Genomic DNA, 20201 nt, shown 5'->3' with positions numbered 1-20201 from the left:
GCACTTTGGTTTGATATTTCCAAAGTGCGGTCAATTTTCAGCGATTATTTCAACTCGCCTCGTTCTACAATAATTCCGACATTACTTGCTTGAGCAACCGCTTTGGGTTTGCTTAATTTGAGACGTAACCATGAAATACCAAAACGTTGTTGTAATTGTTCTGCCACCTCATAAGCCACGCGCTCAATCAATAAAAATGGCTTAGCTTGCACATAATCTAAAATAAATTGGCTCACTTCGGCATAATTGAGGCAGTATTGCACATCATCTGTTTCTGCGGCTTTTTGACAATCCCATGCCATTTCCAAATCAAAAACGAGCTTTTGTTTAATTTGTTGCTCCCAGTCATACACGCCAATTTGGGCGAAGACCACTAATTCTTCAATAAAAATACGATCCATCTCTCATTCCTGTAAAAATATAGTGGGCTTATGCTATCAAGTTTGGTTAAAATAACGAACAAGTTTTTCAAATACAATCAAGATTGTGGAGCACAAAATGAGCCTATTTGCCCTTTTTTATATGATTTTTGCTTATTTACTGGGTTCGATTTCCAGTGCAATTTTGATTTGTAAAGTTGCAGGCTTGCCTGACCCGCGAAAAAACGGTTCTCATAACCCTGGTGCGACCAATGTATTGCGTATTGGCGGACGTTGGGCGGCGCTTGCAGTATTAATTTGCGATATTTTAAAAGGGATGTTACCTGTTTGGGCAGGTTATTATTTAGGGCTTACGCAATTTGAATTAGGCATGGTTGCATTAGGGGCTTGCTTGGGGCACATCTTCCCCATTTTCTTTCAATTTAAAGGTGGAAAAGGTGTCGCGACCGCATTCGGTGCCATTGCACCCATCTCTTGGGGCGTAGCCGGCTCAACGCTAGGTACGTGGTTGTTAGTCTTCTTAATTAGCCGTTATTCTTCATTAAGTGCGGTCATTACAGCACTTCTCGTGCCATTTTATGTGTGGTGGCTTAAACCGGAATTTACCTTCCCCGTTGCCTTAGTTTGCTGTTTGCTGATTTATCGCCACCACGACAATATTCAGCGCTTATGGCGAGGCCAAGAAGATAAAATGTGGGGAAAATCCAAGAAGAAATAAATAAAAAAACCTGTCGATAATCGACAGGTTTTCTTTTTATCAAAACGGCTTAGAAATCAACCGCACTTTTAAGTTTTTTCAGTGCGTTTGCTTCAAGCTGACGAATACGTTCTGCAGACACATTATATTTTGCTGCAAGATCATGAAGGGTGGCTTTCTCATCATCTAACCAACGTGCTTTGATAATCTCTTGGCTACGTTCATCAAGGTTAGCTAATGCTGTACCTAATTTTTCTGTGGCTTGTTCTTCAAAGTTTTCGCTTTCAAGCTCTGCCGCAAAATTTGAGCTTTTGTCTTCTAAATATAAAGAAGGTACATAAGCCTCATCGTCATCATCTGTTGGCAAATCAAAGCCTACATCAGCCCCTGTCATACGGGATTCCATTTCGATGACATCTTCTTTTGACACGCCAAGCTCATTCGCCACCATATCCACTTCGTTTTCATTGAACCAACCTAAACGTTGTTTAGTTTTACGTAGGTTAAAGAACAATTTACGTTGTGCTTTCGTGGTAGCGACTTTCACAATACGCCAGTTGCGAAGGACATATTCATGGATTTCTGCTTTGATCCAATGCACCGCAAAGGATACAAGGCGAACACCCACTTCCGGATTAAAACGTTTTACCGCTTTCATTAATCCGATATTACCTTCTTGAATTAAATCTGCTTGCGGTAATCCATAACCTGAATAACCACGCGCAACATGAATAACAAAACGTAAGTGTGATAAAACTAACTTTTTCGCTGCTTCAATATCACCTTCATAATACAAACGTTCTGCTAAGCTTTTTTCTTCCTCTGCAGTCAGCATCGGATATTCGTTTGCTGCTCGAATATAAGCTTCGATGCTACCTTGAGGTACTAACATCATTTGAGTTTCTTTATTCATTCTTCTCCTCACAGCATGCGGAGCGACGCCCCGACTCATTACTTATTTGTTATTGTATAACAACTGTTGTCATTATACCTCAATTTGTTTTATTTGACAGTTTTTAACGATTAAAAGTTCAAATTAATCACTGAAAATTTTCCAAATTAGTTTAATGGCACAAGTGAATAAACTAAATCCTCTGCCACCACTTTAAACAATAAATCAATATTCGGGTGTTTTCCAGGATTTTGTTTGGCATCTTCTACATGCTCTGCAAACCATTCAATGCCTTGCTGCGCTGAAGTGCGGTCTAATTTTCCGTTAAATTTTTCTGCTAATGCATTATAAAGACGAAGCGAGCCAAGTTTGCCTGGTGCAGCAGGAATATGATGAATCACGGTTTCATCGTTTAATACGTCTAAACCTGTTAGGTGATCAATGGTGGGTAAAGTCTCTAAAATGTCTTTAAAGTTCATAATTGCTTTCCTCTATAAATTAACTAATAGCTTGCTCTGAATTCACTTCGCCCTTTGCGCCCATAAAGCGTACCTCTGGCTGTAAATACACACCAAATTTATCTGCTACAGTTTGACGGATATGATGTGCTAGCTTAACCACATCCTGCCCTGTGGCATTGCCTTTATTAATCAGCACTAAAGCCTGCTGTTGATGAACGGCTGCGCCACCGATTTGAAAACCTTTTAAATGGCATTGATCGATTAACCAACCTGCTGCCAGTTTCACAGAGCCATCCGATTGTGGAAAGTGCGGTAGATTTTCGACCTGTTTTTGGATTTTCGCAAATTGCTCTGCACTCACCACAGGATTTTTGAAGAAACTGCCCGCGTTGCCAAATTCTTTTGGATCGGGCAATTTACTACGGCGAATATGGCACACTTCATCAAACACTTGTTTTGCCGTTACAGTTTGAGGCTCAAAATTCACTAATGAGCCATATTTTAAAATCGGTTGCCAATTTTTGGCTAATTTCAATCCAACTGCTGTAATCACATAGCCTTGTGCATAGCGATGCTTAAAAATACTTTCACGATAACCAAATTCACATTCACTCGTCTGCAAACGGAATTGTTCGCCCGTGTTGAGATTCAATACATCCACATAATCACACACATCTTTAAATTCTACGCCATACGCCCCAATATTTTGAATCGGCGCTGAGCCGGCACAGCCGGGAATGAGTGCGAGATTTTCTAAACCATTTATTCCCTGTAAAATCGACCATTCCACCAACTGGTGCCAATTTTCACCACCATTGACATGTAAATAATGGTAATCGCTATCTTCTGTATGTTGAATACCTGATAAACGGTTAACAATTACAACACCTTGGAAATCTTCTAAAAACAGCATATTGCTGCCTTGTCCTAAAAATAAGACAGGGAAATTTTCAGCTTGTGCTTTTTGCCAAGCTTGTTGGATTTGTTCAATCGATGTGGCTTCAATAATTTCACGCGCATTTGCTGGAATATTGAAGGTGTGAAACGGCTGTAAACTTTGCATGAACTTTCCTTAAAACAACGTGTGAGGAAGCGTGATTTTCACAATAGTACCACCTTGCTCCCCTTTTGAAATACTGAACTGAGCATTTAATTGTCGACTGCGCTCAGTCATAATATTTAAACCATAATGTCCGTCTGGCTCGTCTAGCGTAGGAATCCCCACGCCATTATCTTGTACGAGGATTTCGTATTCGCCCTCAGCATTAATATGGGCTTTTACTTCAATCAGTGTACCTTTTGAGTGCTTGATCGCATTTAACGTTGCTTCACGCACAATTTGCAGAACGTGCACTAATTCTTGTGGATTTAAACTTTGCGATGGCAAACTACATTCCACAGTCATTTGCATCTTCGTTTGTGAACGCAAACTTTCAATAACTTGTTCCAAGGCAACCTGTAAATTCGCTTCTTGCACCGTTAAACGGAAGGTCGCCAATAATTCTCGTAATTGAGAATAACCATCTGATAAGGCTTGTTCAAATTCACCAATGATGGCAATACTTTTTTCTTTTGATTCTTCATCTTCTTTCTTCAAATTATGCTTTAACAACGTTAATTGAATTTGTAAGAAAGATAGTACTTGTGCCAACGAGTCATGTAATTCCCTGGCAATAATTGACCGCTCTTCCATCAATAAGAGTTGCTCTTGTTGGCGTTGCGTTTTGTGTGAATACAACGCTTTTGCCACCATTTGTCCTAGGTTTTTCATCATTCGCGGATCGGGACAAGGTAAACCGGCTTGCCACGAGAGCACGGCCAAGTTTTCATTTTCAATGGAAAGTTCTTCGACTTGAAGTGATTGTTTAGGATCTTTTTGACCAAAAGAAATTTCCCAATGTTCTGATCCGAAAATTTCTAACTCAATGTAGCGTAAATGTTCGCTGACACGAATATGATTGAGCACTTGGCTGAGAATTTTATCATTAATCTTCGTGGGCGTAAGTAACTGTGAGCTTTGATAAAGTGTTGTTAAAGAGCGGTTGGTTTGACGCAACTTTTGCGTTTGTTCATTTACCGCATCTTCTAAACGCGAATAAAGTCGCCCTAACTCAGAAGACATTTGCGTAAACACTTTCGCTAAAATACCCAGTTCATTATTGCTTTCTGTATCAAGCTGGATATGGTTAAACTGCCCCATTTGTACTTGCATGCTGGCTTTGGTCATGAGCTCTAACGGTTTCACTACTTCGCGCTTCATATACCAAATCACATAAGACACCATCGCAAGAATCAATAGCATAGAAACACACAATACCGAAACCGCAATAATCCATTTTAGTTCAGCAAAGCGTTGTAATTCCAACACGAAATCATCGACATCTTGTACATAACTTTTTAGTTCGGCATGATATTTTTCGATTTGGTGGCTACGCGCAAAATCGGACATCACTGTCCAGCGTTTTAGGATTTCTTGATAAGACTCTCTCACCCCTGAAGGTGCAAAAAGCTGATTTTGTACCGTCAGCAACGCATCGGCATTGAGACTGCGTTGATAACGCACTAAATTTTGTTCTACCGTATCCAACGAACGTTCTAGTTCCGTTAATAGCCGATAACTTTGCATACGCAAAGAACCGGAAATATTAATGGCTTCCGCATCCGATTTATTACTGGCCATCACGATCAAACTCAATGAGCTAATAATGCCCATGAAAATAATGACCACAAATAAATATTTAGCAATACGGGTAGAAACTGAACGTTTAGCGTACACGATAATTCTTCAAAATTGGAAAAAGTGACCATAGTTTAGCACAAAGTGCGGTTGAAATTGGCTGATTTTTCACAAATAAAAAACATCGGCTTTGACACCGATGTTTTCAAAAACTTGAATTTTTTTGACCGCACTTAGCTCAATTCTTTGCCTTTTAATTCTGGCACTAAGAAGACCGTCGCCACCATGTCGATGACATAAATCACCGCCAAGAAAGCAATCGCAATACTGAATGAGTACGCAGAGACAATCGCTCCGACAACAACTGGTCCAAAACCACCAACAGCACGACCTAAGTTAAACAACACATTTTGTGCCGTTGCACGTGCTTCTGTCGGATAGGCTTCAGCCATTAATGCGCCATAACCGCCCATCATGCCGTTTACGAACATCCCCAAGAAGGCACCAGCCACCAACATGGCAGTTGGATCAGTTAATTGAGAGTAAGTGATGATGCTGATCACAGCACCAAGTTGGAATAATAAGAAACTTGGTTTACGTCCGATTCTATCGGCTAGACGACCAAAGATCCAAATCCCCGCCATCATCCCGCATACCGTAACAGCCGTCCATAAACCTGATTTCGTTAAACTAAAGCCAAGTTGTTTAGATAAGAAGTTTGGCATCCAAATCATAATGCCGTAGTAACCGAAGTTTTGTACAGACGTTAAAACCACTATACCAAGGCTTACTTTTGTAGTTGCTTTATCTTTTACTAAGAGTTGGAAAGATTCCAGTTTCGATATTTTTTGGGTTGAAAGTTCGGTCTGTTTTTGTGAGAAAATTTCAGGTTCGTGTAAACGAGTACGTAAATACCAAGCAACGAATGCCGGGAAGATACCGACAATGAACATGCCGCGCCAGCCGATATGTGGAAGCAATACCGGGGTGAGTAACGCAGCCGCTAACACACCAACTTGCCAACCTAATGCGACATAAGACGCTGCTTTTGCACGGTGTTTTGCAGGCCAAGCTTCAATGGCTAATGCCATACCGATACCAAATTCACCGCCCAAACCGATACCCGCGATGGTGCGATAAATTAATAAATCCCAATAGCCTTGTGCGATTGCACATAAACCGGTAAATACGGCGAAGAGGACGATTGTCCAAGTCAGCACGCGTACACGCCCATAACGATCGCTTAATGCACCAAATACAATACCGCCCACCACAGCACCAATAAGTGTCCAGGTAACTAATGAGCCAGATTGTGCGGGAGTTAAATTAAGATCTGCCGAAATGGCACTAAGCATAAATCCAAGAATAAGAAGATCGAATCCATCCATCGCGTAGCCGACAGCTGATCCAACCAAGGCTTTCCAGCCATATTGATTGACGTTTGTCATGATTGAGGTCCCTTTTGCTACTCACGGGTAGCTTTTAAAGTGAAATAATGAGGAAAGAAATTTTCCGGCGCGTAGTTTAGAGAAATTGACGGAATTTTGCAAGAATAAGAAAAGCAAAGTGCGGTTGATTTTATTCAAGTTTTATTTTTTCAATAAAATTCGAATTAATAAGGCAATGGCTGCCGCATCATCCACTAAACCTAATGGGCCAAGCACCGCTTCAGGCAAAATATCAATGGGACTGAACAAATAAATCAGAATGATGGCGATTTTAATTAACTTCGTTTTATTCATAGTCATTGGACGAAAAGAAAAAGATCAGGTAAATTCTACAACTTATCAGAATGGTGAATCATCACAAAACGTTCCCAAAGCTGCTCTTCGCTTTCTTGGTGCTCAGGATCTGGCTTGATGCAGTTTGTAATCGGGCAAACTTTTTGGCAAGTTGGCGTGTCATAATGACCAACACATTCCGTACAAAGTACAGGATCGATCACATAGATCTCCTCGCCGATTGAAATTGCTTCATTCGGGCATTCGGGGAGACACATATCGCAGTTTGTGCATTTGTTTGTGATCAGTAACGCCATACCATTCCTTTATATGAGAAAGCGGCGAATTATAGCCGACAAAAGCAAAATTGACAAAATTTAAACAGGATTTTTATGAAAAAACAGGTTTCTACTATTTCCCTTATTGCCCTTGCCGCATTTAGCATTTGGCAATATTTCACTGAACACAAAAAAGACACAAAACCCGTCCCAACAACCACACAACAACAAAGTCAAAGTGCGGTCAAAAACACCAAAGATTTTGGGAATTATGATGTCATCATGCGTGATGATGCCATTGGACAAAATAAAAATGCCCCTGTTGGTTACTATATGTTGGCCTTATCTTGGTCGCCGGCATTCTGTGAAAAACAACGTGCGCAATATGGCAATAATTTACCCGATTCAGCGCAATATCAATGTAGTACAAAAAATCAATTTGGCTGGGTAGTGCATGGCTTATGGCCTCAAAATGCGAATGCACGCTCTGTTACAGATCACCCTCGTTTTTGTAAGGGTGATTTAGCGCCGCTTCCAATTGAAACCCTCGAGCCTTACCTTTCAATCTCGCCAGGCGCAAAATTATTGCAAGGCGAATGGGAAAAACACGGTAGCTGCGCGTTTGATTCAGCAGAAGCTTATTTCAAACAAGAGAAAGCATTATTTGAATCGCTTTCCTTGCCAAACGAACAATTAAGCCGTAAAGAATTATTTCAATGGATGAAGCAAAATAATCCGCAATTAAAAGGCGCTTATTTAGATGCTAGCCATAACGAATTATTTATTTGCTACGATCGCCAATGGCAAGTAATCGATTGCCCTAAATAAGCATAATTCGCTTTTTTATTTGATCTACATCGTTACAACCTAGTAAGAACTAGGTATAATGTCCCCGTTTAATTTTAACTAACCCAAGAGGAAAGCTTATGTCAGTAATCAAAATGACCGACTTAGATTTAAAAGGTAAACGTGTATTTATTCGCGCAGACTTAAACGTACCGGTAAAAGATGGCAAAGTGACATCTGATGCGCGTATTCGTGCGACTATCCCGACGTTAAAACTGGCTTTAGAGAAAGGCGCAAAAGTGATGGTTACCTCTCACTTAGGTCGTCCAACTGAAGGTGAATTCAAACCTGAAGATTCTTTACAACCAGTTGTTGATTACTTAAAAGACGCAGGTTTCAATGTGCGTTTAGTGCAAGACTACTTAAACGGTGTGGATGTTAAAGAAGGCGAAATCGTTGTTTTAGAAAACGTACGTGTGAACAAAGGTGAGAAGAAAAACGATCCTGAATTAGGTAAAAAATATGCCGCACTTTGCGATGTATTCGTGATGGATGCATTCGGTACCGCTCACCGTGCGCAAGCGTCAACTTACGGTGTAGCAGAGTTTGCACCAGTTGCTTGTGCAGGTCCATTATTAGCGGCTGAGTTGGATGCATTAGGTAAAGCATTAAAAGAACCTGCTCGCCCAATGGTTGCGATCGTAGGCGGTTCAAAAGTTTCCACTAAATTAGAAGTATTAAACTCTCTTTCAAAAATTGCTGACCAAATTATCGTGGGTGGTGGTATTGCGAATACTTTCATCGCAGCAGCAGGCCACAATGTGGGTAAATCTTTATATGAAGCAGATTTAATCCCTGTAGCAAAAGAATTAGCAGCAAGCACTGACATTCCAGTACCAGTTGATGTACGTGTAGGTACTGAATTCTCTGAAACTGCACCTGCAACAGAAAAATCAGTGACCGAAGTGAAAGATGATGAATCTATCTTCGATATCGGTGACAAATCTGCTGAACAATTAGCTGAAATCATCAAAAATGCAAAAACTGTTTTATGGAATGGTCCTGTTGGCGTGTTTGAATTCCCTAACTTTCGTAAAGGGACTGAAATCATTTCTCACGCGATTGCAAACAGCGATGCATTCTCTATCGCAGGGGGCGGTGATACTTTAGCGGCTATCGATTTATTCGGTATTGCAGATAAAATCTCTTACATCTCTACCGGTGGCGGTGCATTCTTAGAATTCGTTGAAGGTAAAGTATTACCAGCAGTAGAAATTCTTGAAAAACGTGCGAACGGTTAATTAAATGGCTTCTATCCCCTCTGCGCAGAGGGGATAAATATTGATTCTTCAAACGGAGGAATAAATCCTCCAAAACAAAAGGAAACACAACTATGGCTAAATTATTAGATATCGTAAAACCTGGCGTAGTAACAGGTGAAGATGTTCAAAAAATCTTTGCTTATGCCAAAGCAAACAACTTCGCGATCCCTGCAGTAAACTGCGTAGGCTCTGACTCTGTAAATGCTGTATTAGAAACCGCTGCACGAGTGAAAGCACCAGTAATTATCCAATTCTCAAACGGTGGTGCAGCTTTCTATGCAGGTAAAGGTATCAAACCAACAAGCGGTGCACGTCCAGACGTTTTAGGTGCAATCGCAGGTGCGAAACACGTTCATACTTTAGCCAAAGAATACGGTGTTCCAGTTATTCTTCATACTGACCATGCGGCGAAAAAATTACTTCCATGGATCGATGGCTTACTTGAAGCGGGTGAAAAACACTTTGCAGAAACTGGCCGTCCATTATTCTCTTCTCACATGCTTGATTTATCTGAAGAACCAATGGAAGAAAATATGGCAATCTGCCGTGAATACCTTGCTCGTATGGATAAAATGGGGATGACCCTTGAAATCGAAATCGGTATTACTGGTGGTGAAGAAGATGGCGTAGATAATTCTGGTGTTGATGAGTCTCGTTTATACACTCAACCATCTGATGTGCTTTATGTTTACGATCAATTAAACCCAGTAAGCCCTAACTTTACCGTTGCTGCTGCATTTGGTAACGTACACGGTGTTTACAAACCAGGTAACGTAAAATTAAAACCATCTATTTTAGGTGCATCACAAGAGTTCGTTGCAAAAGAACGCAATCTTCCTGCTAAACCAATCAACTTCGTCTTCCACGGTGGTTCAGGTTCTAGCCGCGAAGAAATCCGCGAAGCAATTAGCTATGGTGCAATCAAAATGAATATCGATACTGATACTCAATGGGCTGCATGGAATGGTATTTTAAGTTTCTATAAAGCAAACGAAGCATACCTCCAAGGTCAATTAGGTAACCCTGAAGGTCCGGATGTACCAAACAAAAAATACTACGACCCACGTGTTTGGTTACGTAAAATGGAAGAATCAATGTCTAAACGCTTAGAACAATCTTTCGAAGACTTAAACTGCGTTGATGTTTTATAATCCATAAAAATAGACTAAAATGAGACCGCACTTTGTTAGTGCGGTTTTTTTTATTTAACTAGAGAAAATATGAAAAAGATTTTAGTCATTCGTAACGATAAACTGGGGGATTTTGTTCAGGCGTTTCCGGCTTTTGCGATGTTGAAAGCCTCAAATCCCGAGCTAAAACTGACCGCACTTGTACCAGCTTATACAGCCCCATTGGCTCAAATTTGTCCCTATTTAGATGATGTCATCATTGATAGTGCCAAGAACGATAAAGCGGATTTCAATCGTCTTGTTAAAGAAATCAATGGGCAGCAATTTGATGGCATGATTAGCTTCTTTTCCAATACCCATAACGGTAAATTAGCGTGGAAAAGTGGGATTCCTTATCGTCTTGCACCCGCAACAAAATGGGTGCAAATCCTTTATAACCATCGTTTAACACAACGCCGTTCACGCTCAGAAAAATCTGAAGCAGAATACAATCAAGATTTGGCTCGGGCGTTCTTAAAAAAACACAACATGCCGATTGTGGAACCAAAACCGCCTTATCTTTCACTTCCTGAAAGTGCGGTTAAAAATCAACGTGTTTTTCTTCAAGAACAATTGGGCTTATCGGCAGATAAAAAATGGGTGTTTGTCCATAGCGGAACAGGTGGTTCAGCAACAAGTCTTTCGTTGACACAATATGCTCAATTGATACAAGGTTTGTTAAGCGAATTTGATTGCCAGATTATCTTAACAGCAGGACCTGGTGAAAGTGAAAAAGCCCATGAGTTAGCGGCAAAAATCGACAGCCCAAATGTGGTTGTTTACGATAAGAATAAAGGATTGGTTGATTTTGCACACTCTCTGGCTTGTGCGGATTTATTCATTGCTGGCTCTACTGGACCATTACATTTAAGCAGTGCATTCAATGTGCCAACGATTGGATTCTATCCAAACAGTCGCTCATCTCAGCCTCGTCGTTGGAAACCGATTAACGATGCAGACAAACATCTTGCTTTCTGCCCGCCAAAAGGGAAAGAGGAAACGAACCTAGGCTTAATTTCTATTGATGATGCCTTAGTGGAGATTGTCCCCTTCGTGCGGAAGATGTGGCAAGCGAGCAATTAAGTTTAAGCATAACTGCACAATCCAACCTATTGCGGCGGCAAAAACAACAGTACCAATTCCAACTGTGCCGCCGAGAATATAACCTAACACACAAACTGACACTTCAAGGCTTGTTCTCACAATCCCCACTTTTAAATGAAGTCGTTGACAAAGTCCCACCATTAAACCATCCCGCGGGCCTGCCCCCTGATGACAAGTTAAATACAATGCCGTCCCTAATCCATAAAGTAAAAGCCCAATTCCACCGAATAAAATTCGGCTAAAAAGTGCGGTTGGTTCTGGCACAATTTTCGTGGTTAAACCAAGAAAAAAGGCAATCACAATAATATTCAGAATAGTGCCAAGCCCAAGCCTTAATTTGAGGGGAATCCAGGCTAACATCACCAAACAGCTAATCCAAAATGATGACCAACCGATACTCACCTTAGCTTGTAATGCCACACCTTGAGAAAGCACGGTCCAAGGTGAAGAACCCAAATTAGCGAGCACAATCAAGCCATCTCCAATACCCAGTATTGCCAATGCAAATAAGAGCATCAGCATCGTTTTACCTTCGACTGACCATAAAGATTTGGCTGCCCAACTGGTGTAAGGAATCACCCGTGCTTTTTTCATATTATTCCCATTTATATTTAACGCCGACATCATAATGGTAAACCTGATAAAACCCAAACATTTTAACGTCATATGATATAACCGAATTGACTGATAAATATCATAAATGTGATGCAGATCACATTGTCAAAATTGTCATCACTCATTCACTGACTTAAAATAAGCTACCCTTTTTAATCAGGACATTATTATGCTTGCATCTCTTCAAGATATTTTGGATACCGTAAAATCCAACACGCTCACCTATCAACAAAAACTCATGTGTTTAGGCAATATTGCCGAGCGATTATTTGATCCTCGTGAATTATTAGGTTACACGGATGAAGAATGGCAATTCCTTCAAAATCAAATGATCTGTGATTTAAACGAAGGCTATGCGATTTATCGTCCTCGCTATATTTTGCCGGATTACAATGTGTATATTAAAAAAGGTTGTGAATTCCTTGAATTGCCCGCGCCAAAAGATCTTGATGAAGCATTAGATGGCTTATTGATTTTATATTCCCACGTGCCATCAATTACCACATTCCCGGTTTACATTGGGCGCTTAGACATGCTACTTGACCCGTTTATTACCGATGAAGAACAAGACTACATCAAAATTAAACGTTTCTTAAATCATGTGGATAAAACTGTGCCAGATTCATTCTGCCATGCCAATATTGGGCCTTATGACACCAAAGCAGGGCGTTTGATTTTAAAAGCAGTGATTGAGTTGGAAGCGCCAACACCCAATATGACCATTCGTTACGATAAGAGCAAAACAAGTCGTGAATTTGCAGAATTAGCAGCAAAAGCGTGCTTATTGGTTTCTAAACCGTCTTTTGCCAATGATGCTTACTACATTTCTGACTTAGGCGAACAATATGGTATTGCAAGCTGCTATAACGCACTCCCTGAATGTGGTGGGGCTTATACCCTCACTCGCTTGCGCTTAGGGACTATCGCGCGCGCCTGTAAAACTGTGGATGAAATGGTCAATGAACTTTTACCTCGTGTTGCAAAATGCGCGCTCTCCACTATGGATAAACGCCATAAATTTGTCGTGGAAGAAAGCAACTTCTTCAATACCTCATTCCTCGAAAAAGAAGGGTTTATCAAACGGACTAATTTTACGGGAATGTTTGCCATTGTTGGTCTTGCTGATGCAGCAAATCATTTATTGCAACAAGGAGGATTAAATGAAACCTTTGGTAAAAGCCAACGCGGTGATGAAATTGCGACCTTAATTATGGATAAATTAAAAGAAGTCACGGATAACCATGAAGGTGTGTATGCTGAACGCACGGGCAACCGTTATTTATTACATGCGCAAGTAGGCGCAAGCAATCATGAAGAAGATAAACGTAATGCGCCTGCACATCGCATTCGTGTGGGCGAAGAACCAACATTATTAGCTCATTTAAAACAATCGGCGCCATTCCATAAGTACTTCCCATCAGGTACGGGAGATTTGTTTGCCTTTGACCAAACCTATGTGGATCATTTAGATGCCGTCGTTGATATTATCGATGGTTCATTTGCACAAGGTTACCGCTATATCACCACTTACCTTAAAAACACCGATTTGATTCGTGTAACGGGTTATTTGGTGAAGAAAAGCGAAGTGGAAAAATACCGTAAAGGTGAAGTGGCATTACGTGATACCACTTGGTATGGTTCGGGCACCGATGATTGTGCACAAGTCTTTGATCGTCAATTACGCGATGAACAAGATGTAAGTGCAAGCTAGAAAAAAAGTGCGGTCGAAAAATTCTTTGTTTTTTGACCGCACTTATTCTTTTTCAGCCTTTTCTAAAATCGCTTTGTGCTCTCGAATCAATGCCATAAACGGCTGCCCAAAGCGTTCTAATTTGATCGCCCCTACGCCATTAATTTGTAACATTTCAATATTACTTGTAGGCATATATTGCGCCATTTCCTGCAACGTCGCATCGTTAAAGACAATATACGGTGGAATATTTTCTTTATCCGCAAGTTGCTTCCTTAAGAAACGCAAACGAGCAAACAGATCTTTATCGTAATTTACTACCGTATTTTTATGAGACGTATGCACAATTTTATTAATGGATGAAATGCGCGGCATCGCTAATTCAAGCGGCACTTCGCCTTTTAAAACAGGGCGAGCACTTTCTGTGAGCTGAAGCGTTGCACTATTAAACTCACCAAGCACTTGTTGAATAAAACCAAGATGAATCAGTTGGCGAATGACAGATTGCCAATGTTCTTTGCTTTTATCTTTACCAATGCCATAAACACTTAACTTATCATGTTGGCGTTCCACAATTTTCTGATTGTGCATTCCTCGTAAGACCGCAATCACATATTGCACACCAAAACACTGCCCCACACGATAAATCGTCGACATCACTTTTTGCGCATCAATTAAGCCATCATATTTCTTCGGCGGGTCAAGACAAATATCGCAGTTTTGACAAGGCGTTTGACGATATTCACCAAAATAATTGAGTAACACTAAACGGCGGCAAGTCTGGCTTTCGGCAAATTCACCGACGGCTTCCAATTTATGTTGCTCAATTTGACGTTGTGGCGTCTCTGGTTTTTCAAGCAGAATTTTCTGTAACCAAGCATAATCAGCCGGTTCGTAGAAAAGTACCGCTTCCGCAGGTAAATCATCTCGCCCCGCACGACCAGTTTCTTGGTAATATGATTCAATGCTTCTCGGCAAATCAAAATGGGCGACAAAACGCACATTGGATTTATTAATCCCCATGCCAAACGCAATCGTCGCAACCACAACTTGAATGTTATCTCGCTGGAAATCTTGTTGGACGCGTTCGCGTAGTGCTGTTTCCATTCCCGCATGATACGCTGCAGCCGACACGCCTTTATTTCGCAAAGTTTCTGCTATACGTTCCACCTTCGAACGACTATTGCAATACACAATGCCGCTTTTTCCTTTTTGAGCCAACACAAAACGCGTAAGCTGCTCCATCGGCTTAAACTTTTCTTCCAACGTATAACGAATATTCGGACGGTCAAAACTACCAATGTATTTGTGAGGATTATCTAATTTAAGATGAGTGAGAATATCCTGTCTCGTCGCGTAATCCGCTGTCGCCGTTAATGCCATAATTGGCGCATTTGGAAACGCCGCTTTTAAGCCACCAAGTTGGGTATATTCAGGGCGGAAATCATGGCCCCATTGTGAAATACAGTGCGCTTCATCAATGGCAATAAAGGAAATTTGAGCATAAGAAATCAGCTGAAAAAAGCTGTTTGTCATCACTTTTTCAGGCGAAACATATAATAATTTTAATTGACCTGAAATCAGCTTATTTTCAACTTGCTGTTGTTGTTCTGGCGTCTGACTAGAGTTTAGAAAATCGGCTTCAATGCCGTTTGCTTGGAGTTGATCCACCTGATCTTTCATTAAAGAAATCAAAGGCGAAATCACTAATGTGAGACCTGGAAAACAAAGTGCTGGAATTTGATAACACAAGGATTTACCATTTCCTGTGGCCATCACCACTAAGGCATCCTGACCGCTTAACGCAGCATGAATCACTTCTTCCTGCCCTTTGCGGAAAGATTGGTAACCAAAAACAGACCGCAACGTATGAAGTGCGGTCGTTTTTAAATCTGTTTTTTGCGGGGCAAGTTCCGCGAGTTCGGTCATTAGAATGTTACCATTTCTCCGTGAGCGGCAACCGCCTCGGTTAAACAATCCCAAAAGCGTTTGCCATCATTTGCCACCCAATCATTGTTTTTATAGGAAAAATGAAATCCACCCAAGCGGCTCGCAAGCCAAAGCTCAAGAAGCGGTTCTTGCTTATTAATAACGATTTGTGAGCGGTCATCAAATGTGATCGTAAATACCGAACCTTGTGTTTCGCAATCCACATCGCAATCTTGATTCTCTAACGCTTCTTCAATTTTTTGCCAAACCTGTTCAATATTTTGGTGAAATTCTGCAACATTCATAAAATTTTCCGATTAAATCTGATAGAATGCCGTGAATTATAAAGCCTTTCGCCTCGTTGGCAAAGGCAGATTTTACTTATTAGAGAGATTGAAAAATGAAAAAAGTACTTTCTATTTTGTTATTAGGTGCATTCTGTACTTTGGCTACAGGTTGTGGTGTAAAAGGGCCATTATACTTTCCTGAAAAAGAACAACCACAAAACACGCAAAAAACACAATAAAAACTGACCGCACTTAAAGGATTCCTCATGGATTTTTTCCAATATAAAAACGAGCAACTTTATGTTGAAGATTTGCCCGTCAAACAACTCGCTGAAGAATTTGGCACACCGCTTTATATTTATTCGCGCGCCACGCTTGAGCGACATTGGCATGCCTTTGATTCAGCCTTAGGAGAGCATCCGCACTTAATTTGCTATGCCGTTAAAGCCAATTCTAATATTGGAATATTGAATGTAATGGCAAAATTAGGATCAGGCTTTGATATTGTTTCACAGGGCGAATTAGAGCGTGTCTTAGCAGCAGGCGGAGAGGCTTCAAAAGTAGTCTTTTCTGGTGTGGCAAAATCTCGTGCCGAAATTATGCGAGCGTTAGAAGTAGGCATTCGTTGTTTTAATGTGGAATCTGTTTCGGAATTACATCATATCAACCAAATTGCTGGCGAAATGGGTAAAATAGCCCCTATTTCTTTACGCGTAAATCCCGATGTTGATGCCCATACGCATCCTTACATCTCCACTGGATTAAAAGAAAATAAATTTGGTGTGAGCGTAGATGAAGCGCGTGAGGTCTATAAATTAGCAGCAACCTTACCTCATGTAAAAATTACCGGTATGGATTGTCATATTGGCTCTCAGCTGACTGAATTACAACCCTTCTTAGATGCAACTGATCGCCTTATTCGTTTAATAGAACAGTTACAAGAAGATGGCATCACGTTAAAACACTTAGATCTCGGCGGTGGTTTAGGCGTAACTTATACTGATGAAACACCGCCACATCCAAGTGATTATGCTGCAGCGTTACTGAATAAATTAAAAGGCTATGAAAATCTCGAAATTATTCTAGAACCGGGTCGAGCAATCGCAGCTAATGCTGGGATTTTAGTGGCTAAAGTTCAATACCTAAAAAGTAATGAAAGCCGCAATTTCGCGATTACCGATACCGGCATGAACGACATGATTCGTCCAGCGCTCTATGAAGCTTATATGAACATCATTGAAATTGACCGCACTTTAGAGCGTGAAAAAGCCATTTATGATGTCGTTGGCCCAGTATGTGAGACCTCTGATTTCTTAGGTAAACAGCGTGAGCTCGCCATTGCTGAAGGTGATTACATTGTTCAACGCTCTGCTGGAGCTTATGGTGCAAGTATGTCTTCAAACTACAATTCTCGTCCACGTATGGCAGAAGTGTTAGTGGATGGAAACAAAGCTCATTTAATTCGTCGCAGAGAAAGTCTCAGTGAATTATGGGCATTAGAAAGCATCGCGAAATAAATAGATTGAAAGAAAAACGGTCAAGATATAAGTCTTGACCGTTTTTGTATGACTAAATAATTCGAGAGAATTGTTGTCGTTTTGCCGCTGCTCTTGAATAAGTATCAAAGCATAAGCAAATATTACGGATTAATAATCGACCTTTAGGCGAAACTTGTAAGCCTGTTTCTGTTTCAGAAATTAATCCATCTTCAAGTAATGGCTGTAATAACTGTAAATCTTCAGCAAAGTGTTTTTTGAAATCAATATTATATTGTTTTTCAATTGGTGCAAAATCAAGCTTAAAGTTACAAATCAATTGCTTAATCACATCACGACGTAAGCAATCTTCTTCTGTCATCGCTAAACCTTTATGCAGTGCAATACCTGAATTTTCTACATCATGATAATAATGTTTTAATTCTTTTTGGTTTTGAGCATATGTATCACCTAATAAACTAATGGCTGATACACCTAAACCGAGCAAATCACATTCTTCCTGAGTGGTATAGCCTTGGAAATTTCGGTGTAAGACACCTTTCTCTTGAGCAATCGCTAATTCATCATCTGGTTTAGCAAAGTGATCCATACCGATAAACTTATAACCAGCATTGCCTAAGGTTTCAATCGTTTTCTGTAAAATTTCTAGTTTAGTTTCCGGTGGCGGTAATTGATCTTCTTTAATTTTTGCTTGTCCCGCAAATCGACTTGGTAAATGAGCATAGTTAAAGATACTTAAACGATCTGGATTCAATTCAATCACTTTATGTAATGTGAACATAAAACTTTCTACATTTTGAAGTGGCAATCCATAAATTAAATCAAGATTAGTCGATTGGAAACCTAACTCACGAGCACGAACAAGTAATGCATTCACAAACTCTTCATCTTGTTCACGGTTTACCGCTTTTTGAACCGCTTTATTGAAATCTTGTACGCCCATACTGATTCGGTTAAAACCAATATTGCGTAAATGATCAAGCATATCGAGTTCAATTTCGCGTGGGTCCATTTCAATACTGACTTCTGCATTATCCGCAATCGTAAAATGGTCTTTAAGCATCTTCATTAAACGAGCAGATTGTTCTTCTGTCAAATAAGTCGGTGTACCACCGCCCCAATGCACTTGAGTCGCAACACGATTTTTGAATAATTCTGAACGCGCTTTGATTTCTTTTTCAAGGTAATCAAGATAAATATCCGCCTTATGTTGATGACGAGTAATCACCTTATTACAGCCACAGAAATAGCAAAGTTTGTGACAAAACGGAATGTGTACGTAAAGGGAAAGTGGTCTTTCCGGATAACGATTAGCTGCTGCAATAAAATCTTCGTTTGTGTAACTTTCATTAAATTCTAATGCAGTTGGATAAGATGTATAACGAGGTCCTGATTGGTTATATTTTTGAATTAACGCAAGATCCCAAATAATTTCAGACATTAAGCTTCCCCAAATTTCTCTACGTCATTTAAAAACTGACGTAACTCCAACATAATTTCTTCTTCAAATTTTGCTTCTGCACTTTCTCGCTCAAGATCGAGTTTCATTCTTTCTTTTTTTAACAATGCTTTCCGAGCTTCATGCGTAGGCATTTCTTTTACAATATTATAAAGTGCATACATCGCTTGATATGGCTGTAAAGATTGGCCAAAAGGGAGTAAAAGCATTGATAAACGAATCACCCCTTCTGAATGGTTACAATCTCCATTTTGCATCGCTTTAGCGATAATTACCATACTCTCTTTTAGGCGTTTTGTACGCGCTATTTTAGCCTGTTTGATGAGAGTATTTTGCTCGCGTAACTTCCTAAGTAATTTGAAAGCATAGAATGATACGCCAGCAATAATTCCCAAAGCAATAATACTTAAAATAATCGGCCACATGACAATTATCTGAATTGGTTGATATCAATCTTCTCGAAGGTTCGATAGAGATCATCCTCTGTCTCATCTTCATCTTGAATACCCAATTCTTCCATTAACTGAGCAATACGATCTAAGCATTCATCCACAAATTGTTGATCAGCTTTACTAATTGTTTTGCCTTCATCTAAGGCATCCAACAATTCATTTAGAATTTCATTATTTTCTAAACGTTCTAACTCAACTTCAGGCGCAAGTTTTTTCGGTTCTTTGACTACTGGAATTGTCATCCCTTTCTCAGGTTTATTCACAAATTCAACAATCAGTGGAACCTTTTTACGACTGCCAATACGCGGATCTTTTTGTTCAACGACTTGATTATGCTTATTTTGCTCAGCGTTACTATGACGAGAACCCGATGCTAAACCTTTATGTTTACGTTTTTTCTTATCTTCTCTTGCTTTAGCATCTAATTCATAACGTGTTAATTTCTTACCTGATAGCTTCGGTGCTTCAGGTTTCTTATCCGATTTACGAATTGGCATAATATCGCTAATTTTACGACTTTTCTTTTTACGAGCCATTTGTGTTATTTATCCTATAAAAAATTTTGGTGATTGTACCATTCCACCTATATTTTCTCATTAAAAGATTTAAACATCTTTTAATAAAACTATTCTGATTTGACCGCACTTTTACTTTATTAAACTCAAATCTAAAAAACAAAAACCCCAAGCCATTCAGCTCGGGGTTCTACATTCAGTACCTGGCGGTGTCCTACTCTCACATGGGGAAGCCCCACACTACCATCGGCGCATCGGCGTTTCACTTCTG

22 protein-coding genes are annotated in these 20201 nt (G+C 40.1%); 8 read left to right on the top strand and 14 right to left on the bottom strand.

Annotation, left to right across the window (positions count from 1 at the left end):
* Window positions 1-44: 44 nt before the first annotated feature.
* Window positions 45-401, bottom strand: a complete 357-nt coding sequence (gene folB / locus QP437_RS09465; RefSeq protein ID WP_049356175.1) for a dihydroneopterin aldolase — start codon at window positions 399-401, stop codon at window positions 45-47.
* A gap of 97 nt (window positions 402-498) precedes the next feature.
* Here folB and plsY point away from each other — a divergent pair, with 97 nt between their 5' ends.
* Window positions 499-1098, top strand: a complete 600-nt coding sequence (gene plsY / locus QP437_RS09460) for a glycerol-3-phosphate 1-O-acyltransferase PlsY (protein ID WP_014064698.1) — start codon at window positions 499-501, stop codon at window positions 1096-1098.
* A 49-nt stretch (window positions 1099-1147) separates the two neighbouring features.
* Here the strand turns inward: plsY and rpoH are convergent, their stop codons facing one another.
* The 7 genes from rpoH to QP437_RS09425 all read right to left on the bottom strand — a co-directional run bounded on the left by rpoH (window position 1148) and on the right by QP437_RS09425 (window position 7145).
* Window positions 1148-1990, bottom strand: coding sequence for an RNA polymerase sigma factor RpoH (rpoH, locus tag QP437_RS09455; RefSeq protein WP_285267666.1), 843 nt, complete (start codon window positions 1988-1990; stop codon window positions 1148-1150).
* 146 nt (window positions 1991-2136) lie between these two features.
* Complete coding sequence (locus QP437_RS09450) at window positions 2137-2448, bottom strand: DUF2322 family protein (RefSeq protein WP_285267665.1); 312 nt, start codon at window positions 2446-2448, stop codon at window positions 2137-2139.
* A 19-nt stretch (window positions 2449-2467) separates the two neighbouring features.
* Complete coding sequence (gene murB / locus QP437_RS09445) at window positions 2468-3493, bottom strand: UDP-N-acetylmuramate dehydrogenase (RefSeq protein WP_285267664.1); 1026 nt, start codon at window positions 3491-3493, stop codon at window positions 2468-2470.
* A 9-nt stretch (window positions 3494-3502) separates the two neighbouring features.
* Window positions 3503-5206, bottom strand: a complete 1704-nt coding sequence (gene narQ, locus QP437_RS09440; RefSeq protein ID WP_285267663.1) for a nitrate/nitrite two-component system sensor histidine kinase NarQ — start codon at window positions 5204-5206, stop codon at window positions 3503-3505.
* A 134-nt stretch (window positions 5207-5340) separates the two neighbouring features.
* Complete coding sequence (locus QP437_RS09435; protein WP_285267662.1) at window positions 5341-6555, bottom strand: MFS transporter; 1215 nt, start codon at window positions 6553-6555, stop codon at window positions 5341-5343.
* Between the two features lie 141 nt (window positions 6556-6696).
* Window positions 6697-6849 carry a DUF1232 domain-containing protein gene (locus tag QP437_RS09430; RefSeq protein ID WP_005696968.1) on the bottom strand — a complete coding sequence of 51 codons (153 nt, stop codon included), beginning with the start codon at window positions 6847-6849 and terminating at the stop codon, window positions 6697-6699.
* A 35-nt stretch (window positions 6850-6884) separates the two neighbouring features.
* Window positions 6885-7145: a YfhL family 4Fe-4S dicluster ferredoxin gene (locus QP437_RS09425; protein WP_014064693.1), complete on the bottom strand. Its 261-nt coding sequence runs from the start codon at window positions 7143-7145 to the stop codon at window positions 6885-6887.
* A gap of 75 nt (window positions 7146-7220) precedes the next feature.
* Between QP437_RS09425 and QP437_RS09420 the strand changes: the two genes are divergently transcribed.
* The 4 genes from QP437_RS09420 to QP437_RS09405 all read left to right on the top strand — a co-directional run bounded on the left by QP437_RS09420 (window position 7221) and on the right by QP437_RS09405 (window position 11466).
* A complete protein-coding gene (locus QP437_RS09420; RefSeq protein WP_285267661.1) occupies window positions 7221-7934 on the top strand; it encodes a ribonuclease in 714 nt (237 codons plus the stop codon).
* Window positions 7935-8032: 98 nt separating this feature from the next.
* On the top strand, window positions 8033-9193 hold the full coding sequence (gene pgk, locus QP437_RS09415; RefSeq protein ID WP_005696971.1) for a phosphoglycerate kinase: 1161 nt from the start codon (window positions 8033-8035) through the stop codon (window positions 9191-9193).
* A gap of 92 nt (window positions 9194-9285) precedes the next feature.
* Complete coding sequence (fbaA, locus tag QP437_RS09410) at window positions 9286-10365, top strand: class II fructose-bisphosphate aldolase (RefSeq protein ID WP_285267660.1); 1080 nt, start codon at window positions 9286-9288, stop codon at window positions 10363-10365.
* A 69-nt stretch (window positions 10366-10434) separates the two neighbouring features.
* Window positions 10435-11466 (top strand): glycosyltransferase family 9 protein, encoded by a 1032-nt coding sequence (locus tag QP437_RS09405; protein ID WP_285267659.1) that lies wholly within the window; start codon window positions 10435-10437, stop codon window positions 11464-11466.
* On the opposite strand, the gene QP437_RS09400 is transcribed toward QP437_RS09405, so the two are convergent.
* Window positions 11416-12081 carry a YitT family protein gene (locus QP437_RS09400; RefSeq protein ID WP_178160779.1) on the bottom strand — a complete coding sequence of 222 codons (666 nt, stop codon included), beginning with the start codon at window positions 12079-12081 and terminating at the stop codon, window positions 11416-11418. The two genes, QP437_RS09405 and QP437_RS09400, sit on opposite strands and share 51 nt — an antisense overlap.
* Before the next feature lie 190 nt (window positions 12082-12271).
* Between QP437_RS09400 and QP437_RS09395 the strand changes: the two genes are divergently transcribed.
* Window positions 12272-13813, top strand: a complete 1542-nt coding sequence (locus QP437_RS09395; RefSeq protein ID WP_285267658.1) for a YjjI family glycine radical enzyme — start codon at window positions 12272-12274, stop codon at window positions 13811-13813.
* Between the two features lie 42 nt (window positions 13814-13855).
* Here QP437_RS09395 and recQ read toward each other — a convergent pair whose 3' ends face one another.
* Both recQ and cyaY read right to left on the bottom strand, forming a co-directional pair.
* Complete coding sequence (gene recQ / locus QP437_RS09390) at window positions 13856-15721, bottom strand: DNA helicase RecQ (protein WP_285267657.1); 1866 nt, start codon at window positions 15719-15721, stop codon at window positions 13856-13858.
* Entirely contained in the window at window positions 15721-16026 is a 306-nt protein-coding gene (cyaY, locus tag QP437_RS09385) for an iron donor protein CyaY (RefSeq protein ID WP_285267656.1), read from the bottom strand. The genes recQ and cyaY overlap by 1 nt, the downstream gene beginning before the upstream one ends.
* A gap of 95 nt (window positions 16027-16121) precedes the next feature.
* On the opposite strand from cyaY, the gene QP437_RS09380 reads away from it, so the two are divergent.
* Entirely contained in the window at window positions 16122-16247 is a 126-nt protein-coding gene (locus QP437_RS09380; RefSeq protein WP_083180410.1) for a lipoprotein, read from the top strand.
* A gap of 27 nt (window positions 16248-16274) precedes the next feature.
* Window positions 16275-17525 (top strand): diaminopimelate decarboxylase, encoded by a 1251-nt coding sequence (gene lysA / locus QP437_RS09375; protein ID WP_285267655.1) that lies wholly within the window; start codon window positions 16275-16277, stop codon window positions 17523-17525.
* Between the two features lie 52 nt (window positions 17526-17577).
* Here the strand turns inward: lysA and hemN are convergent, their stop codons facing one another.
* Genes hemN through yihI form a run of 3 tightly spaced genes read right to left on the bottom strand, consistent with a single transcriptional unit; the run spans window position 17578 to window position 19951 of the window.
* The gene (hemN, locus tag QP437_RS09370; RefSeq protein ID WP_049384077.1) at window positions 17578-18945 is read right to left on the bottom strand and encodes an oxygen-independent coproporphyrinogen III oxidase; all 1368 of its coding nucleotides are present in this window, start codon (window positions 18943-18945) and stop codon (window positions 17578-17580) included.
* Entirely contained in the window at window positions 18945-19388 is a 444-nt protein-coding gene (locus QP437_RS09365) for a DUF2489 domain-containing protein (RefSeq protein ID WP_111315606.1), read from the bottom strand. Before QP437_RS09365 ends, hemN begins: the two co-directional genes overlap by 1 nt.
* A 5-nt stretch (window positions 19389-19393) precedes the next feature.
* Window positions 19394-19951: a Der GTPase-activating protein YihI gene (gene yihI / locus QP437_RS09360; protein WP_285267654.1), complete on the bottom strand. Its 558-nt coding sequence runs from the start codon at window positions 19949-19951 to the stop codon at window positions 19394-19396.
* Between the last annotated feature and the right edge of the window lie 250 nt (window positions 19952-20201).

It is taken from the genome of Haemophilus sp. UMB1048, from assembly GCF_030218125.1.
Lineage (GTDB): Bacteria > Pseudomonadota > Gammaproteobacteria > Enterobacterales > Pasteurellaceae > Haemophilus_D.
Note: the sequence above shows the minus strand (reverse complement) of the source record. Positions and strands in the feature narration are given on the sequence as shown.

Excerpts from the sequence above, each read along its gene's own strand:
- folB (WP_049356175.1), bottom strand. The coding sequence starts at position 401 with ATGGATCGTATTTTTATTGAAGAATTAGTGGTCTTCGCCCAAATTGGC.
- plsY (WP_014064698.1), top strand. The coding sequence starts at position 499 with ATGAGCCTATTTGCCCTTTTTTATATGATTTTTGCTTATTTACTGGGT.
- rpoH (WP_285267666.1), bottom strand. The coding sequence starts at position 1,990 with ATGAATAAAGAAACTCAAATGATGTTAGTACCTCAAGGTAGCATCGAA.
- QP437_RS09450 (WP_285267665.1), bottom strand. The coding sequence starts at position 2,448 with ATGAACTTTAAAGACATTTTAGAGACTTTACCCACCATTGATCACCTA.
- murB (WP_285267664.1), bottom strand. The coding sequence starts at position 3,493 with ATGCAAAGTTTACAGCCGTTTCACACCTTCAATATTCCAGCAAATGCG.
- QP437_RS09435 (WP_285267662.1), bottom strand. The coding sequence starts at position 6,555 with ATGACAAACGTCAATCAATATGGCTGGAAAGCCTTGGTTGGATCAGCT.
- QP437_RS09430 (WP_005696968.1), bottom strand. The coding sequence starts at position 6,849 with ATGAATAAAACGAAGTTAATTAAAATCGCCATCATTCTGATTTATTTG.
- QP437_RS09425 (WP_014064693.1), bottom strand. The coding sequence starts at position 7,145 with ATGGCGTTACTGATCACAAACAAATGCACAAACTGCGATATGTGTCTC.
- QP437_RS09420 (WP_285267661.1), top strand. The coding sequence starts at position 7,221 with ATGAAAAAACAGGTTTCTACTATTTCCCTTATTGCCCTTGCCGCATTT.
- pgk (WP_005696971.1), top strand. The coding sequence starts at position 8,033 with ATGTCAGTAATCAAAATGACCGACTTAGATTTAAAAGGTAAACGTGTA.
- fbaA (WP_285267660.1), top strand. The coding sequence starts at position 9,286 with ATGGCTAAATTATTAGATATCGTAAAACCTGGCGTAGTAACAGGTGAA.
- QP437_RS09405 (WP_285267659.1), top strand. The coding sequence starts at position 10,435 with ATGAAAAAGATTTTAGTCATTCGTAACGATAAACTGGGGGATTTTGTT.
- QP437_RS09400 (WP_178160779.1), bottom strand. The coding sequence starts at position 12,081 with ATGAAAAAAGCACGGGTGATTCCTTACACCAGTTGGGCAGCCAAATCT.
- QP437_RS09395 (WP_285267658.1), top strand. The coding sequence starts at position 12,272 with ATGCTTGCATCTCTTCAAGATATTTTGGATACCGTAAAATCCAACACG.
- recQ (WP_285267657.1), bottom strand. The coding sequence starts at position 15,721 with ATGACCGAACTCGCGGAACTTGCCCCGCAAAAAACAGATTTAAAAACG.
- cyaY (WP_285267656.1), bottom strand. The coding sequence starts at position 16,026 with ATGAATGTTGCAGAATTTCACCAAAATATTGAACAGGTTTGGCAAAAA.
- QP437_RS09380 (WP_083180410.1), top strand. The coding sequence starts at position 16,122 with ATGAAAAAAGTACTTTCTATTTTGTTATTAGGTGCATTCTGTACTTTG.
- lysA (WP_285267655.1), top strand. The coding sequence starts at position 16,275 with ATGGATTTTTTCCAATATAAAAACGAGCAACTTTATGTTGAAGATTTG.
- hemN (WP_049384077.1), bottom strand. The coding sequence starts at position 18,945 with ATGTCTGAAATTATTTGGGATCTTGCGTTAATTCAAAAATATAACCAA.
- QP437_RS09365 (WP_111315606.1), bottom strand. The coding sequence starts at position 19,388 with ATGTGGCCGATTATTTTAAGTATTATTGCTTTGGGAATTATTGCTGGC.
- yihI (WP_285267654.1), bottom strand. The coding sequence starts at position 19,951 with ATGGCTCGTAAAAAGAAAAGTCGTAAAATTAGCGATATTATGCCAATT.